At 66.1% G+C, this 14,932-nt stretch carries 13 protein-coding genes; 12 read left to right on the top strand and 1 reads right to left on the bottom strand.

Annotation, left to right across the window (positions count from 1 at the left end; all coding sequences use genetic code 11):
- The 12 genes from GNZ21_RS07880 to radA form a co-directional block, all read left to right on the top strand.
- The coding region (locus tag GNZ21_RS07880) for a PH domain-containing protein (RefSeq protein ID WP_157323054.1) at window positions 1–1,101 on the top strand (1,101 nt) is incomplete at its 5' end.
- Window positions 1,098–2,024, top strand: a complete 927-nt coding sequence (locus tag GNZ21_RS07875; protein WP_229659526.1) for a Rossmann-like and DUF2520 domain-containing protein — start codon at window positions 1,098–1,100, stop codon at window positions 2,022–2,024. The genes GNZ21_RS07880 and GNZ21_RS07875, both read left to right, overlap by 4 nt.
- A 2-nt stretch (window positions 2,025–2,026) precedes the next feature.
- Window positions 2,027–3,055, top strand: a complete 1,029-nt coding sequence (panC, locus tag GNZ21_RS07870; protein WP_229659525.1) for a pantoate--beta-alanine ligase — start codon at window positions 2,027–2,029, stop codon at window positions 3,053–3,055.
- Window positions 3,056–3,316: 261 nt separating this feature from the next.
- The gene (locus GNZ21_RS07865; RefSeq protein WP_157323052.1) at window positions 3,317–3,829 is read left to right on the top strand and encodes an Arc family DNA-binding protein; all 513 of its coding nucleotides are present in this window, start codon (window positions 3,317–3,319) and stop codon (window positions 3,827–3,829) included.
- A 25-nt stretch (window positions 3,830–3,854) separates the two neighbouring features.
- Entirely contained in the window at window positions 3,855–4,799 is a 945-nt protein-coding gene (locus GNZ21_RS07860) for a DUF4097 family beta strand repeat-containing protein (RefSeq protein ID WP_157323050.1), read from the top strand.
- Window positions 4,800–4,813: 14 nt separating this feature from the next.
- Window positions 4,814–5,056, top strand: coding sequence for a hypothetical protein (locus tag GNZ21_RS07855; RefSeq protein WP_157323048.1), 243 nt, complete (start codon window positions 4,814–4,816; stop codon window positions 5,054–5,056).
- A 26-nt stretch (window positions 5,057–5,082) separates the two neighbouring features.
- Complete coding sequence (locus tag GNZ21_RS07850) at window positions 5,083–7,104, top strand: M13 family metallopeptidase (RefSeq protein ID WP_157323046.1); 2,022 nt, start codon at window positions 5,083–5,085, stop codon at window positions 7,102–7,104.
- 36 nt (window positions 7,105–7,140) lie between these two features.
- Window positions 7,141–8,655, top strand: coding sequence for a lysine--tRNA ligase (gene lysS, locus GNZ21_RS07845; protein WP_188503710.1), 1,515 nt, complete (start codon window positions 7,141–7,143; stop codon window positions 8,653–8,655).
- Between the two features lie 8 nt (window positions 8,656–8,663).
- Window positions 8,664–8,840, top strand: coding sequence for a hypothetical protein (locus GNZ21_RS15690; RefSeq protein ID WP_188503709.1), 177 nt, complete (start codon window positions 8,664–8,666; stop codon window positions 8,838–8,840).
- Window positions 8,841–9,062: 222 nt separating this feature from the next.
- Window positions 9,063–9,365 (top strand): histone-like nucleoid-structuring protein Lsr2, encoded by a 303-nt coding sequence (locus GNZ21_RS07840; RefSeq protein WP_157323044.1) that lies wholly within the window; start codon window positions 9,063–9,065, stop codon window positions 9,363–9,365.
- Window positions 9,366–9,615: 250 nt separating this feature from the next.
- Window positions 9,616–12,132: an ATP-dependent Clp protease ATP-binding subunit gene (locus tag GNZ21_RS07835; protein WP_157323041.1), complete on the top strand. Its 2,517-nt coding sequence runs from the start codon at window positions 9,616–9,618 to the stop codon at window positions 12,130–12,132.
- A gap of 143 nt (window positions 12,133–12,275) precedes the next feature.
- Window positions 12,276–13,640, top strand: a complete 1,365-nt coding sequence (gene radA, locus GNZ21_RS07830) for a DNA repair protein RadA (protein ID WP_157323039.1) — start codon at window positions 12,276–12,278, stop codon at window positions 13,638–13,640.
- A 24-nt stretch (window positions 13,641–13,664) separates the two neighbouring features.
- Here the strand turns inward: radA and GNZ21_RS07825 are convergent, their stop codons facing one another.
- Window positions 13,665–14,810 carry an FUSC family protein gene (locus GNZ21_RS07825; protein WP_229659524.1) on the bottom strand — a complete coding sequence of 382 codons (1,146 nt, stop codon included), beginning with the start codon at window positions 14,808–14,810 and terminating at the stop codon, window positions 13,665–13,667.
- Window positions 14,811–14,932: the final 122 nt, after the last annotated feature.

Genomic DNA, 14,932 nt, shown 5'->3' with positions numbered 1-14,932 from the left:
GCTTCCGGCCCCGCCCCCGCCACCGATGCCGGCCCCGCCCCCGGATTACGTAGCGAAACTGTGGGAACTGGGGCTGAATCAGCGGAAGTTCCCACAGTTTCGCTACAGGATTCCGCACGGGAGGCCGACCGCCGGATCGTCCGGGTCCCGATACCCCGGCTGCTCGGCTCGGTCCTGGTCAGCGGCAGCACAGTGGTCTTCTTCATCCTGGCGCTGCTGCTGCTTGCCGTGGTGGGGGGCATAGCCAGCTTCTTTGTCCTATTCGGGGATGAATCGGCCACAGACGCCTTCGGTGAGATCAACCTGCCGCTGTTTCTTCCCATCCTGGTCGGTGCAGTCTTCGCCTTCTGGGGCCAGCTCTCCAACGGCTGGAACTTCACCGCCACTATGACCTCGGCCGGACTGCGGCTGAAGTACGGGCTGACCACCACCAACACCCAGACCGTGCCCCCGGGGCGGGTGCAGGCTCTGCAGATCCGTCAGCCGCTGCTGTGGCGGATCTTCGGCTGGTACTCGGTGACGGTCACTGTGGCCGGCTACGGCCTGGACTCTCGCTCCACGCTGCTGCCGGTGGGCAAGGTGGATGACGTGATGCGGCTGACCGCGGAGATGTTCCCCGATCTGCAGGTCCAGAATCCGGAACAGATGTTCCTAGAAGGTCTGAGCGGCCGCGGCACCGAGCGCGGGTTCACCGAAGTGCCCAGGCGAGCCAGGGTATTCGACCCGCTGGTGCGGCGTCGTCGTGGGTTCTTCGCCACACCCAGCGCACTGATGATCCGCGACGGGCGGATCACCCGGACACTCACCCTGGTCCCGCATGAGCGGATCCAGTCTGCGGCACTGCACCAGGGGCCGCTGGCCAGGATGACCCGGATCGCCACCCTGCACATCCACATCCCTGCCGGGCCCATCACCGCTCGGGCCAAGAACCAGGACCTGGAGCAGATCAGCTGGCTGTTCGAGCAGGAGGCCGGCTACGCCGCCATGGCCCGCCGCTTGGCCGACCGCAATCAGTGGATGCAGCCGGAGGAGCTGCAGGAGTTCGAGAAGAACGTGGCGGAGGCTGCGCAGATGCTCAGTGACAGTGAGACAGTCCAGTGAACCGGCCCATTGATCCCTACGCCGCGGCGCTGCCCCCCTCGGCGAGACAGGGCCGGCTCGGGGTGGGAGTCATCTCCGCTGGGAAGGTCGGGGCGGTGCTGGGTGCGGCCCTGCGCGGAGCCGGACATCAGATGGTGGGCGTTCACGCGATCTCCGCCGAATCCCAGGACCGCGCCGAGAACCTGCTGCCCGGGGTGCCCGTGCTGGAGATCCCCGAGATTCTGCGCCGTGCTGAGCTGGTGCTGCTGGCCGTGCCCGACGACGCCCTGGCTGAGTTGGTTGCCGGGGCTGCGGAGGCCGGTCACTTCCAGCCGGGCCAACTGGTCATCCACACCTCCGGGCGCTACGGCACCGCGGTGCTGGCGCCCGCCGAGCAGGCCGGAGCGATCGGACTGGCCGTCCATCCAGCCATGACCTTCACCGGGATGAGCCTGGATCTGCAGCGGCTGGCGGCCTGCGCCTTCGCGGTGACTGCGCAGCCGGAGGTGCTGCCGGTGGCTCAGGCGCTCGCCGTGGAGATGGGCGGGGAGCCGGTAGTGGTGGCCGAGGAGCACCGCGGGGCTTACCACGCCGCACTGGCCCACGCCTCCAATCATCTCAATGTGCTGGCCGCTCAGTCCTCTGAGCTGCTGGAGCGGATCGGGGTGGGGGATCCCTCCCGGGTGCTGGCCCCCCTGATGCAGGCCTCGCTGGACAACGCGATGGCCTCGGGCCTCGGCGCTCTCACCGGCCCGGTTGCCCGCGGGGATACAGGCACCGTGGCCCAGCACCTGGCAACCCTGGCGGACCCGGAGCTGCCGCATGACATAGGCGAGACGTATACCGCCATGTCCCAGGCGGCGGTGCAGCGCGCACTGGGCATGGGAACCCTCTCTGAGGCCAAAGCAGCCGAGCTGCTGGACCTGCTCTCCGAGGAGTCATAGGTGTGCCGCGCGTACTGACCACTGTCCGGGCGTTCCGTGCCGCACTGAGGCAGCGGGTGGATCAGCTGCCGGCGCAGCAGCCTCTGGTGAGCTTGGTTCCCACAATGGGAGCCCTGCACTCCGGGCATGCCGCACTGCTCAAAGCCGCCCGCGCCAGTGGGGACCTCCTGGCCGCCAGCGTCTTTGTGAACCCGCTGCAGTTCAACGATGCTGAGGACTATCGGCACTACCCCCGCCAGCTGGAGCAGGACCTGGAGCTCCTCGCCGAACACGAAGTGGACCTGGTCTTCGCCCCCGCATTGGAAGAGATGTACCCCGACTACCCCCAGGGTCCGCTGGTGCGGGTGGCCACCGGTGCCCTCGGCCGCCGCTGGGAGGGCAAGTCCCGCCCCGGGCACTTCGACGGGGTGGCGACTGTGGTGACCAAACTGTTCACGATCATGGCCCCACCGGCCCCGGCCCGGCTCGAGGCATGGTTCGGGGCCAAGGATGCCGAACAGGTGGCCGTGATCCGGCGCATGGTGGCTGATCTGCACCTTCCGGTGGGAATCCGCACCGTGCCTACGGTCCGTGACGAGAACGGCCTTGCCCTCTCCAGCCGCAACCAGCGTCTGGGGCCTGAGGATTACGACGCCGCCCTGCACCTGAACCGCGCACTGTCCGCCTTGGCAGCCCGGGCTGAGTCGGGCCGAGCCCTGGATGTGCCCGGACTGCGCGCCGAGCTCGCTCAGGCCAAGGGCCTGGAGCTGGACTATCTGGTGGTGGCGGATCCGCTGAGCCTCGAAGAGCTCCGTCCGGGCCGCGGTGCCCTCGGTGAAGACGGGGTGCTGCGGGACCCCAGGGGTGGGAACGCTGCGAGCTTCTCATCTGAAGCCGGGGAATCCGGCGGGATCTTGGCGGCGGTGCGCTCAGAGGCTCCCGCTGCATTGGCTCTGATCGCGGCACGTGTGGGGCCGGTCCGGCTCATTGACAATATGGAGCTGCGTACTCCCTCGGACGCGCCCAGGTCGCAGCCGCTCCCGCGCGACTGAGGTCGGACCTCGGAGCCGCTCCCGCGCGACTGAGGCCGGACCTCGCAGCGTGACTGAGCCCGGACGCTCCGGCGCGGCAGGCGCCGAGCCTCGCACCGGCTGCCAGCCGGCTGACGCGGGGCTTTGCACCCGCTCCCCGCGGCTGACACCGGACTACGAACCCTGAACCCACGGGAGTGCCAGCACCCCCTGTCGCAGGCGAGCATCCCTATGACGTCATTGTGACTTCACATGACGTCACTATGGTGCTACTGTGATGTCATGCAATTCGAAGAGTATGTCACAGTCCTTCAGGAAGGCCTGGCCAAAGCGACGCTTCTGGCACCCGAGGAGGTGCGGCGCACCGCCGAACTGATCGGCGAGGTGCTGGAGCCCGAAGTCAGATTGGCCCTGACTCGATTGGCCTCGGACCTGGCAGAGGAGATCACCGCAGAGCTTGAGGGCGCAGTCGTGGAGATCCACGTCCGCGGCGGCGAGCCCACTGTGGTGGTGGAGCAGGCCGAGGCCCCTGATGCCCCGCAGGCACCGCTTCCTCCAGAGGCGCCCGAGCCGCCGGCACCTGCTGCCCCCTCAGATGAAGGCGGCACGGCTCGGCTGACCCTGCGCCTACCGGAGTCGCTGAAGTCTCAGATCGAGAAGGCCGCCGCCGCCGAGGGGCGGTCCACCAACACCTGGCTCGTCCAGGCCGCCCAGCAGGCACTCTCCGCACCCCATTCCCACACCACCAGGAACCCCATGGGATCCAGCCGCCGGATGACCGGCTGGGCCCACTGACCGCACAGAATCGAGGAACCAGCTCATGAGCACCACCAATACCGCCGAAGACACCGTCCGGCACAGCTTCGAGGCCCGAGGCCCACTGCATGTAGATGCCCAGCTGCGCGCCAGCAGCCTGCACCTCACCGCCGCTGAAACCGATGAGGTCACCGTGGAAGTCACACCCTCCAAGGGGTTCTACCTCAATGCCGACCCCATGGAAGTCATCGTTGAGTACTCAGCCAATACCCTGCGCATCGAGGTCCCGGAATCCGAGGGAGGTGGGCTGAAAATCGGCCCGATCCAGCTCGGCAGCTTCACCTCACACCGCTACAGCATCACCGTCAGGGTCCCCGAGCACTCCAGTCTCAAGGCGCACACCGGATCCGGGCGCATCACCACAACCGGTGTACTGGAGCAGGCATCGGCGAAATGCGGCTCCGGCCGCATCTCAGTGGAGCAGGCCCGGGAGGTCTACGCCCGCACCGGGTCAGGCGCCATCACCGTGGGGCAGGCTGATCGGCTGGAAGCGAATGCCGGCTCCGGGGGGATCGTTGTGGAGACGGTCACCGAGGCACAGCTGACCGCCGGCTCCGGAGACATCAGAGTGAACAGCTCACCAGGCCATCTGCAGCTGAAGACAGGCTCCGGGGATATCCGGCTGGGGAACATCGCAGGTGCCGGCGCGCTCGCCGGATCCGGGGACATTGAGGTCGCACATCTCAGCGGCAACCTCAACGCCAAGACCGGCTCCGGGGATGTGACGGTCCAATGCGCGGTCTCCGGGCAGATCCACAGCACAGCAGCCTCCGGCGATATCACCGTGGGTGTTCCCACCGGCACCGCGGTGCTCCAGGACTGCTCCACCGTCTCGGGCCGGCTCAGGTCCGAGCTGCAGGGCACTGATGCCCCCGCGGAGACAGAGCATCAGCTCGAACTGCACGCCCGCACTGTCAGCGGCGATATCGCCCTCCGCCGAGCTGGCTGAGAGGAGGAATCATCATGTCCGCCGTCCACGAGTACACCTTGCCGCAACGGTTCGCCCTAGGCATGGCCCGCACGCTGACTGATTGGGCCGAAAGCTCCGCTGCTCTCCGTCGAGACCACCGGGCGGAACTGGCACAGCGCCGCGTAGGCTCTGCTGCTGCCGCAGATCCGCTGCTCACCCGGGACGCCGAGCGCCTGCGCACCGAGACCCGGCACCGGGCCCTGCGCGAACGGTTCCTGGGTCCCAGCCAGTACTAGAACCACCGCGCAGGTAGGGTGGTTTCATGAGCACTGCGACTGACTTCCCGTATCTTGACGCCTCTGTCCGGCCGCAGGATGACCTGAACCAGCACGTCAACGGCGAATGGCTGAAGACCGCCCAAATCCCCGAGGACTTGGACGCCTACGGCTCCTTCCTGGAGCTGCGGGATAAGGCCGAGGCTGATGTGCGGGCCATCCTCGATGAAGCAGCCGCCGCGGCCACCAGCGCCGGAACTGAAGTTGACCCCGACTTCGGACCAATCCAGCAGCGCATCGGCACCTTCTATGCCGCCTTCATGGACGCCGAGCGCGCCGAGGAGCTCAAACTCGCCCCCATTCAGGACCGTCTGGACCAGATCAGTGCCCTCAGCACCCCGGGGGAGCTGCTGAAAATGAGCGCCCAGTGGCAGCGTGAAGGCGTGGACGGACTGCTCTCCGCCGGTGCCATGCGGGATATGGGCGATCCCACCCGGATGCTCTGGTTCATCAGCCAGGGCGGCCTGGGCCTGCCCGATGAGGCCTATTACCGGGAGGACAAGCACGCTGAAACCCGGCAGAAGTACCAGCAGTACCTCACCACTGTTCTCGGCCTTGCCGGATACACCGATAAGGACGACGCCGCGGGCTCAGTTCTGAAGCTGGAGGCGACTCTGGCAGCCCACCACTGGGACCGGGTGGCCTGCCGCGACTACCAGAAGCAGTACAACCTCAAGAGCCGGGCAGAGGTCGAGGAGGCCATGCCGCTGATGGCCGAAGCCATCACCGGCTGGGGGCTGACCGAGTCCCAGGCTGCTGAGATCGTGGTGGCTCAGCCCGAGGTGCTCACCGCGTTCCAGGCTGCGCTCACCGAGCAGCCCTTGGAGACGTGGAAGCGCTGGTTGGCCGCCAAGGTCATGACTGCCTTCGCCCCGCTGCTGCACGCCCAGTTGGTGGAGGAGCACTTTGAGTTCTACTCCAAGACCCTCAACGGCACCCCTAAGCTCAAAGAGCGGTGGAAGCGCGGCGTGGCTCTCACCAATGCGCATCTGGGTGAGGATGTCGCCCAGATCTACGTGGCACGTCACTACCCGCCCCAGGCCCGCCAGGCCATGGATGAACTGATCGATGCTCTGGTGGAGGCCTACCGACGCTCGATCAGCGAACTCGAGTGGATGGGCGATGCCACCCGCCAGAAGGCCCTGGAGAAGCTGCAGGCCCTGCGCCCGATGATCGGCTATCCGGTGAAGTGGATCGACTACTCCGAGATCAGGGTCGCTGCCGATGATGTGGTGGGCAATGTGGTCCGCGCCTCGGTGGCAGCCTGGGACCGCGACCTCGCCAAGATCGACGAGGGTCCGGACCCTGAGGAATGGCATATGACCCCGCAGACGGTCAACGCCTACTACTCCCCGCTGGAGTCGGTGATCGTGTTCCCTGCCGCGATTCTGCAGCTGCCCTTCTTCTCCGCAGACCGGGATATGGCGCAGAACTTCGGTGCCATCGGGGCAGTGATCGGCCATGAGATCGGTCACGCCTTCGATGACCAAGGCTCCAAGTTCGGCGCCGACGGCTCACTGACCAACTGGTGGACTGATGAGGACCGGAGTGCCTTCGAGGCACGCACCGCCCAGCTGGTGGACCAGTACAACGGACTCTCGCCCTCGGTGCTGGAGGATGAGCACACAGTCAATGGTGAACTCACCCTGGGCGAGAACATCGGTGACCTCGGCGGCATCGGGATCGCCCATAAGGCCTACCGGCTGTGGTTGGCGGCCAAGAACCAGGATGTGCCCATCACCCAGGTGGCAGGTCCGGATACAGCCGACGACGACGCCATCGACGGTCTCACTGGTAATCAGCGGTTCTTCTTCGCCTGGGCCCAGGGGTGGCGCAATGTTTCCCGCCCTGAGCGTGCGCTGACACTTCTGGGCATCGATCCGCACTCACCGGCCGAGTTCCGCGCTACCCAGCCGGTGAAGAATGTGGACGCTTTTCACGAGGCCTTCGGCACCAGCGAGGGCGACGGTATGTACCTGGCGCCCCAGGAGCGCGTCACCATTTGGTAGTTCTTCTACGCGGTGTAGAAGACGTAAGATGGTCGTGTGACTGAGCAGAGTTCCGCGACGGCCGAGATCGACACCAACGACCAGCGTGCAGTGCGCATGGACAAGCGCGCCCGCCTGCTGGAAAAGGGTGTGGAGCCCTATCCGGTGACGGTGCCGCGCAGCACATCGTTGGCAGAGGTCCGTGAGCGCTTCCCGGATCTGGAGCCTGGTGCCTCCACTGGGGAGACTGTTTCGATCACCGGGCGGGTGATGTTCATCCGCAACACGGGGAAACTCTGCTTCGCCACCCTCCAGGAGGGCGGACCGGAAGGTGCGGGCACACGCCTGCAGGTGATGATCTCCCTGGGTGAGGTCGGCGAGGAGCAGCTGGCCGAGTGGAAGTCCATGGTGGACCTCGGTGACCATCTCCAGGTCACCGGCGAGGTGATCACCTCCCGCCGTGGCGAACTGAGTGTGATGGCGTCGTCGTTCTCGGTGGCCTCCAAAGCCATCCGCCCGCTGCCGGTGCTGCACGCAGAGCTCAATGAGGAGACCCGGGTCCGGCAGCGCTATGCAGACCTGATTGTGCGCGATGAGGCCCGCCGGATGGTCTACCAGCGCGCGGCCGTCACCCGCGCCATCCGCGATACCCTGCACCGCCATGACTATGTGGAGGTGGAGACCCCTGTTCTGCAGCTGATCCACGGCGGCGCTCAGGCGCGGCCGTTCCATACCCACCTGAACGCCTTTGACCAGCCGATGACCCTGCGGATCGCCACTGAGCTGTACCTGAAGCGGGCCGTGGTGGGCGGGATCGACCGGGTCTTTGAGATCGGACGGGTCTTCCGCAATGAAGGCGTGGACTCCACCCACTCCCCGGAGTTCACCATGCTGGAGTCCTATGAGGCCTGGGGCGATATGTACGTCATGGCCCAGCGGATGCAGGAGATGATCCTGGCCGCAGCTGACGCCGTAGGAGCCGGCCGGCAGATCGAGACCGAGCAGGGCACTGTCAACCTGGACGGCGAATGGGCCTGGCTCTCGGTCTACCCCGGACTCTCCGAGGCGGTGGGCCAGGAGATCACCCCGGAGACCCCGGCCTCTCAGCTGCGCGAGGTGGCCCAGCAGCATGAGGTCAAGATCGATCCCGCCTGGGATGCTCAGAAGCTGGTGCTGGAGCTCTTCGGCGAGATTGTGGAGCCCACCCTGCTCCAGCCGACGTTCGTCTGTGACTACCCACCGGCCGCCCAGCCGCTGGCCCGTCCGCACCGCGACCAGCCCGGCGTGATCGAGGCTTGGGATCTGATTATCGCAGGAATGGAGACCGGCACGGCCTTCTCTGAGCTGATCGATCCGGTGATCCAACGCGAACGCCTGGTGGAGCAGTCGCGTAAGGCGGCCGGGGGCGATCCGGAGGCTATGCAGGTGGACGAGGACTTCCTGCGTGCCCTGGAGTATGGCGCCCCGCCCATGGGCGGAATCGGGCTCGGGATTGACCGGCTGGTGATGCTCTTTACCGGAGCTGGAATCCGGGAAACCATCCTGTTCCCTCTGCTCAAGCCAGAAAGCTGATCGTACTTATGGATGAATTCTGGACCTATTTCTCGGTGCTGGCCCCCTCGATCGGTGTGGGGCTGGTGTTCTGGCTGGCCATGCGCGCCATCTTCCGGGCAGATCGCAATGAGCGTGCCACGGAGGCTGAGGTCCGCCAGGAGCTGGCCGACCGGGACCAGAAGCCTGCCGCCCCGCGCGACTGAGGCCTTTGAAGTAGCAGCTTCGCAGTGCCCATTGCTGCCGCCACTAACCTTGATTTTTCCTGGGAATTACCGAGTTGACTCTTCTCGTTTTTCTTTGAAAGACTCAAGGCGTTGTCAGAGTTAGGCACTCTGACCGCAATTGACCAAAACACAGCCCCCTGTTCAACCGGTAACTGCCGGAATTATTGGGGGTGCAGATACCCGCAGTGAGGTGCATTGAACATGGCAAAGCAGATCCAAGAGATCCTGGTGGATGACCTTGATGGTTCCCCTGCCAAGGAGACTGTCAACTTCGGTCTGGACAACCGGTTTTACGCTATTGACCTCTCTTCCGAGAACGCAAAAGAGCTGCGGGATGCCCTGAAGAAATACGTGCGCAAAGCGACTCCGGTGGCACCTCCCTCACCGCAGAGCGAGGCCAAGAAGATCCGTGAGTGGGCAGTGGCCAACGGCTACAGCGTGGCCAAGCGCGGCCGCCTGCACCGCGACATCGTCGATGCCTACCGCAACTCTAAGAAGCGCTGAGCCCAGGACATCCCAACCGGCCCTTGCCCAGGAGCCCGGCATCGGCGAACCAGTCGGTCCGGGCTCCTGGCGCGTCTGCATCACCTGAGAGAGTCCCGGCCGTCCCCGCCGGGGAGCACCCACCCGGGGTAGGGCGGCGTCGTTCTCTCCCAAGGCTTTTCCCTGTGGCGAACAGGGGTAGGGATGCACCCGATGTGGCCGTAGCCTTGAACCCTCAGAAGGACAACGCTGTAGGGAGTGTCAGTTGGCTATGTTTGAGAGATTCACAGACCGCGCACGGCGGGTAGTGGTGCTCGCCCAGGAAGAGGCCCGTCGCCTCAACCACAACTACATCGGTACTGAGCACATCCTGCTCGGTCTGATCCATGAGGGCGAAGGCGTGGCCGCCAAGGCTCTGGAGTCCCTGGACATCAACCTCCAGGGCGTACGTGACAAGGTCCAGGAGAAGATCGGACCCGGTCAGAACGCCCCCTCAGGGCACATTCCCTTCACTCCCCGCGCCAAAAAGGTCCTGGAACTCTCGCTGCGCGAAGCCCTGCAGCTGGGCCACAACTACATCGGCACCGAGCACATCCTGCTCGGCCTGATCCGCGAGGGCGAGGGCGTAGCCGCCCAGGTACTCGTGGAGCTCAACGCCGACCTCAACAAGGTCCGCCAGCAGGTCATCCAGCTGCTCTCCGGCTACTCCGGCGGCGAACAGCAGGAGAAGGCCGGCGCCGGGGTGGGCCAGGGCGGCTCCTCCGGCACTCCCTCCGGCTCGGTGGTGCTGGATCAGTTCGGCCGCAACCTCACCGCAGCTGCCCGCGAAGCCCAGTTGGACCCGGTAGTGGGCCGCGACTATGAGCGGGAACGTGTGATGCAGGTGCTCTCCCGCCGCACCAAGAACAACCCGGTGCTCATCGGTGAGCCCGGCGTGGGCAAGACCGCCGTGGTGGAGGGCCTGGCCCAGGCCATCGTCAATGGGGATGTGCCTGAGATTCTGCGCGATAAGCAGCTCTACACCTTGGACCTCGGCTCCCTGGTGGCCGGCTCCCGCTACCGCGGTGATTTCGAGGAGCGCCTGAAGAAGGTGCTCAAGGAGATCCGCACCCGCGGGGACATCATCCTGTTCATCGACGAGATCCACACCCTGGTCGGGGCCGGTGCCGCAGAGGGTGCCATTGACGCCGCCAATATCCTCAAGCCCATGCTGGCCCGTGGCGAGCTGCAGACCATCGGTGCCACCACCCTGGATGAGTACCGCAAGCACATCGAGAAGGACGCCGCCCTGGAGCGCCGCTTCCAGCCCATCCAGGTGGAGGAACCCTCAGTGGAGACCACCGTGCAGATCCTGCGCGGGCTGCGTGACCGCTACGAGGCCCACCACAAGGTCTCCATCACCGAGGAGGCCCTGGAGCAGGCCGCCAACCTGGCCAACCGCTACATCAACGACCGGTTCCTGCCGGATAAGGCCATCGACCTCATCGACGAGGCCGGCGCCCGGCTGCGCATCCAGAAGATGACCGCACCACCGGAGCTCAAGGAGTACGACGCCAAGATTGAGGAGGTCCGGCGGGAGAAGGAAGCCGCCATCGATGCCCAGGACTTCGAGGGCGCGGCCTCCCTGCGGGACAAGGAGCAGAGGCTCTCCGAGGAGCGCCAGCAGAAGGAGGACGCCTGGAAGTCCGGCTCCATGGATGAGATCGCAGAGGTCGACGGCGAGCTGATCGCCGAGGTGCTCGCCTTCTCCACCGGTATCCCGGTGTTCAAGCTCACTGAGGCCGAGTCCGACCGGCTCAAGCGTATGGAGGAGGAGCTGCATAAGCGGGTCATCGGCCAGGATGAGGCCGTGCGGTCGCTCTCCCGGGCCATCCGCCGCACCCGCGCCGGCCTGAAGGACCCCAACCGGCCATCGGGCAGCTTCATCTTTGCCGGCCCCACCGGTGTGGGCAAGACTGAGCTGGCCAAGGCGCTTGCCGAGTTCCTCTTCGGCGACGAGGACGCGCTGATCACTCTGGACATGTCAGAGTTCAGCGAGAAGCACACCGTCTCCCGGCTCTTCGGCGCTCCCCCCGGCTATGTGGGCTACGAGGAGGGTGGCCAGCTGACCGAGAAGGTCCGCCGCAAGCCCTTCTCGGTGGTGCTCTTCGATGAGGTGGAGAAGGCCCATGCGGACCTCTTCAACTCGCTGCTGCAGATCCTGGAGGACGGCCGGCTCACCGACTCCCAGGGCCGGATGGTGGACTTCAAGAACACGGTGATCATCATGACCACCAACCTGGGCACCAAGGACATCTCCAAGGGTGTGATGACCGGGTTCACCTCCAGCACAGACACCACCACCAACTATGAGCGAATGAAGGGCAAGGTCAACCAGGAGCTGCGCCAGCACTTCCGGCCCGAGTTCCTCAACCGTGTCGATGACACCATCGTGTTCCCGCAGCTGGAGCAGCATGAGATTGTGCGCATCGTGGACCTGTTCATCAACCGGCTGCGCAAACGGCTGGACGAGCAGGCGATGACCATGGAGATCTCCACTGAGGCCAAGGAGTTCCTGGCTGAGAAGGGCTATGACCCCTCGATGGGCGCCCGGCCGCTGCGCAGGACCATCCAGTCCCTGATAGAGGATCAGCTCTCCGAGCAGATCCTCTACGGAGAGATCCCGCATGGGGCGGAGATCACCGTGGGGCTCAAGGGCTCCGGTGCCGAGCGTGAGCTGACCTTCGACTGGACGCTGCCCGACGATGAGATCGAGGCGGCGCCGGAGCCCGCCGAGATCGAGGCCTGAGCCCAGTACGACGACGCCATGGGGTCTGGTTCCGGGGGCATATCGCCTCAGGAGCCGGGCCCCATTGCTGTCCCCTTGACCCCTCAACGGCTGCAGCCTTCCCGCTTGGCACCGGTCTCCGAGGCAGGGGATAGGGTTCTGGCATGGTCAAGAAGAAATCCTCACCCGGGTTCGAGTGCACCGAATGCGGCTGGCAGACCGTCAAATGGGTCGGCCGCTGCGCAGAGTGCCAGTCCTGGGGGACTGTAGCGGAGAAGGGTGCGGTCAAAGCCAGTACGACGCCGTCGAGGAACCTCACTGCCCCGGCCCAGACCATCGCTGAGGTGGACTCCTCCGTGGCGGAGTTCCGGCCCACCGGCATCGGCGAGCTGGACCGGGTGCTCGGCGGGGGACTGGTGCCCGGAGCGGTCATCCTGATGGCCGGTGAGCCCGGAGTCGGCAAGTCCACCCTGCTGCTGCAGACCGCCTCCGCGGTGGCCAGCAAGCACACATCGCAACCGGTGCTGTACCTGACCGGCGAGGAGTCGGCGGCTCAGGTGAAGAAACGCGCCGAGCGCACCGATGCCCTGGCCCAGGGGCTCTACCTGGCCGCAGAGTCAGACCTGGGTCAGGCACTGGGCCAGATCGAAGAAGTGGGTCCACAGCTGACCATCATGGACTCAGTGCAGACGCTCAGCTCCGCTGAGATCGATGGGGCAGCAGGTGGTGTCACTCAGATCCGCGAGGTCACCGCCGCTATGATCGAGGCGGCCAAGCGGCGGAACATGACCACCATCCTGGTGGGGCACGTCACCAAGGACGGCAGTATCGCCGGGCCCCGGATGCTGGAGCATCTGGTGGATGTGGTCTGCCAGTTCGAAGGTGATCGGCACTCCCGGCTGCGCCTGCTGCGGGCGGTGAAGAACCGCTATGGTCCCACAGACGACGTCGGCTGCTTCGACCTCTCCGAGAACGGCCTGGAGTCCCTGGCCGACCCCAGCGGACTCTTCATCTCCGCCACCACGGAGCGGGTTCCCGGTACCTGCATCACCATCACCCTGGAGGGCAGGCGCCCGCTGACCGCGGAGGTCCAGGCACTGGTGGCGGAGTCTCAGGCCGCCCAGCCCCGCCGGGCAGTCTCCGGGCTGGACTCACCACGGGTCTCAATGCTGCTGGCAGTGCTGCAGCGCCGGGCCAAGCTGCAGGCCCTGATGAAGTCCGAGGCCTATGTCTCGACGGTGGGCGGAGTGAAGATCACCGAGCCCGCCGCCGACCTGGCCGTAGCACTGGCCGTGGCCTCAGCCGCCCTGGAGAAGCCGCTGCCCAGCAAGTTCCTGGCCTTCGGGGAGGTCGGCCTCGCTGGCGAGGTGCGCCCGGTCGCCGGTATCAAACGCAGGCTTCAGGAGGCCGCCCGGCTGGGCTTCACCCACGCGATCGTTCCCCGCGGCGCCGGCGAGGATGCCCCCGAAGGCATCCGAATCCGAGAAATAGGCTCACTCCCCGAGGCCCTGGAGCTCATCCTCGGCTGAGACGCTGCGGCGAGAGCTGCGCTGCTACAGGTCCGGGAGGTAGGCCACAGCCTCCTCGTGGTCGGCGCCGGTGGCCTCCAGCAGGTCCACCACCATCGTGCGGATCAGCAGCACCAGAGCCTCCCCCTCCAGGTCGTCCACATCAAGCCTGGCGGGATGCAGAGTGGTGGCCACTGCGGCAAAGGACTCCCTGGCAGTGGTCATCGACCTGTCGAAACCGGGTCCGGACTGAGTCGCCGCGCGGGAGAGCTGCACCGAGGCATCCGCCAGCCCCTGGACCGCCGCGGCCAGGCTCTCCGTGCCGGCATCGCTCAGGGCGGCGTTGTCGATGGCGCTGATGCTGCGCCGGGCGGTCACCCGCAGGCTGCGCACCGCCAGGTCCAGTTTGTCCGCCAGCCGCTCCAGTCTGCGCACATAATGCCGGTGCCGGCGGTGCGCCGGGGAGAACCAGGTCAGCTCCTTGGCTGCGCTGAGCGCCTTGGCAGATTCATCGATCTGGGACTGTAGTCCGCGGGCCCGGATCAGCGCATGCCAGGCCTGCCGGGAGTCCGAGTTGCGCAGCGCCGCCGAGAGCTCGCTCAGCGAGGCGGTCAACGCATCTGCGACACTCTTGAGCTCACGCAGCGGCTCACCTCGCGGATCCTTCGGCGTGATCAGGGTGATGACCAGAGCGACGCCGCCGCCCACCACAGCATCCAGAGACCGGGTGAAAGGCCCCAACGCCTCAGCAGGCACCGGCACCATGACCACCAGCAGTGCCTGCAGCCCCATCTGCATGGCGAGCATCGCCCCTGGGTCAAGGAATCGCGCCAGCATCACTGCCAGGAACACTGCCAGCACCGCGGTATACACCCCGGGGCCCAGACCGTGGACCAGCATGTCAGCCAGCAGCACCCCCAGGGTGCAGCCCAGGGCCACCTCAACCACTTTGCGCAGCTGAGGCTCCTTGGTGAATCCCATCGCGATCATCGCAGCCACTGCGGCAAAGAGCGGGCTCTCATGCCCCAACAGCTGCTCGGAGATCACATAGGCGCCTATGCCGGCTGCGGTCATCTGTGCTGCAGGCAGCACCGAGCGCCGCGCCCGCACCGCCCCGGTGCGTAGCCGATGGGCAGCAACCCGGCGCGCAGAGCCCAGCAGATGCCGCAGATACCGGGCCGGGGTGCTCACAGCACTCCCGGCAGGGCCACGTAGTCCCCGCGCTGCTCGGCCAGACCGTCGGCCAGCAGGGAGTCCAAGCAGCGGTGGCGCTGATCGAGGTCCGCAGTAGGCAGCGGCAGCGAGCCGAGCAG

Origin of the sequence: Nesterenkonia alkaliphila, assembly GCF_009758175.1 — a bacterium.
Taxonomy (GTDB): Bacteria; Actinomycetota; Actinomycetes; order Actinomycetales; family Micrococcaceae; genus Nesterenkonia; species Nesterenkonia alkaliphila.
The sequence above is the reverse complement of the archived record's forward strand: the minus strand, read 5'-3'. Positions and strand labels throughout refer to the sequence as shown.

Bases quoted from the DNA above. Each gene is read 5' to 3' on its own strand.
- GNZ21_RS07840 (WP_157323044.1), top strand. From the start codon at position 9,063: ATGGCAAAGCAGATCCAAGAGATCCTGGTGGATGACCTTGATGGTTCC.
- radA (WP_157323039.1), top strand. From the start codon at position 12,276: ATGGTCAAGAAGAAATCCTCACCCGGGTTCGAGTGCACCGAATGCGGC.
- GNZ21_RS07860 (WP_157323050.1), top strand. From the start codon at position 3,855: ATGAGCACCACCAATACCGCCGAAGACACCGTCCGGCACAGCTTCGAG.
- GNZ21_RS15690 (WP_188503709.1), top strand. From the start codon at position 8,664: ATGGATGAATTCTGGACCTATTTCTCGGTGCTGGCCCCCTCGATCGGT.
- GNZ21_RS07865 (WP_157323052.1), top strand. From the start codon at position 3,317: ATGCAATTCGAAGAGTATGTCACAGTCCTTCAGGAAGGCCTGGCCAAA.
- GNZ21_RS07850 (WP_157323046.1), top strand. From the start codon at position 5,083: ATGAGCACTGCGACTGACTTCCCGTATCTTGACGCCTCTGTCCGGCCG.
- GNZ21_RS07835 (WP_157323041.1), top strand. From the start codon at position 9,616: ATGTTTGAGAGATTCACAGACCGCGCACGGCGGGTAGTGGTGCTCGCC.
- GNZ21_RS07855 (WP_157323048.1), top strand. From the start codon at position 4,814: ATGTCCGCCGTCCACGAGTACACCTTGCCGCAACGGTTCGCCCTAGGC.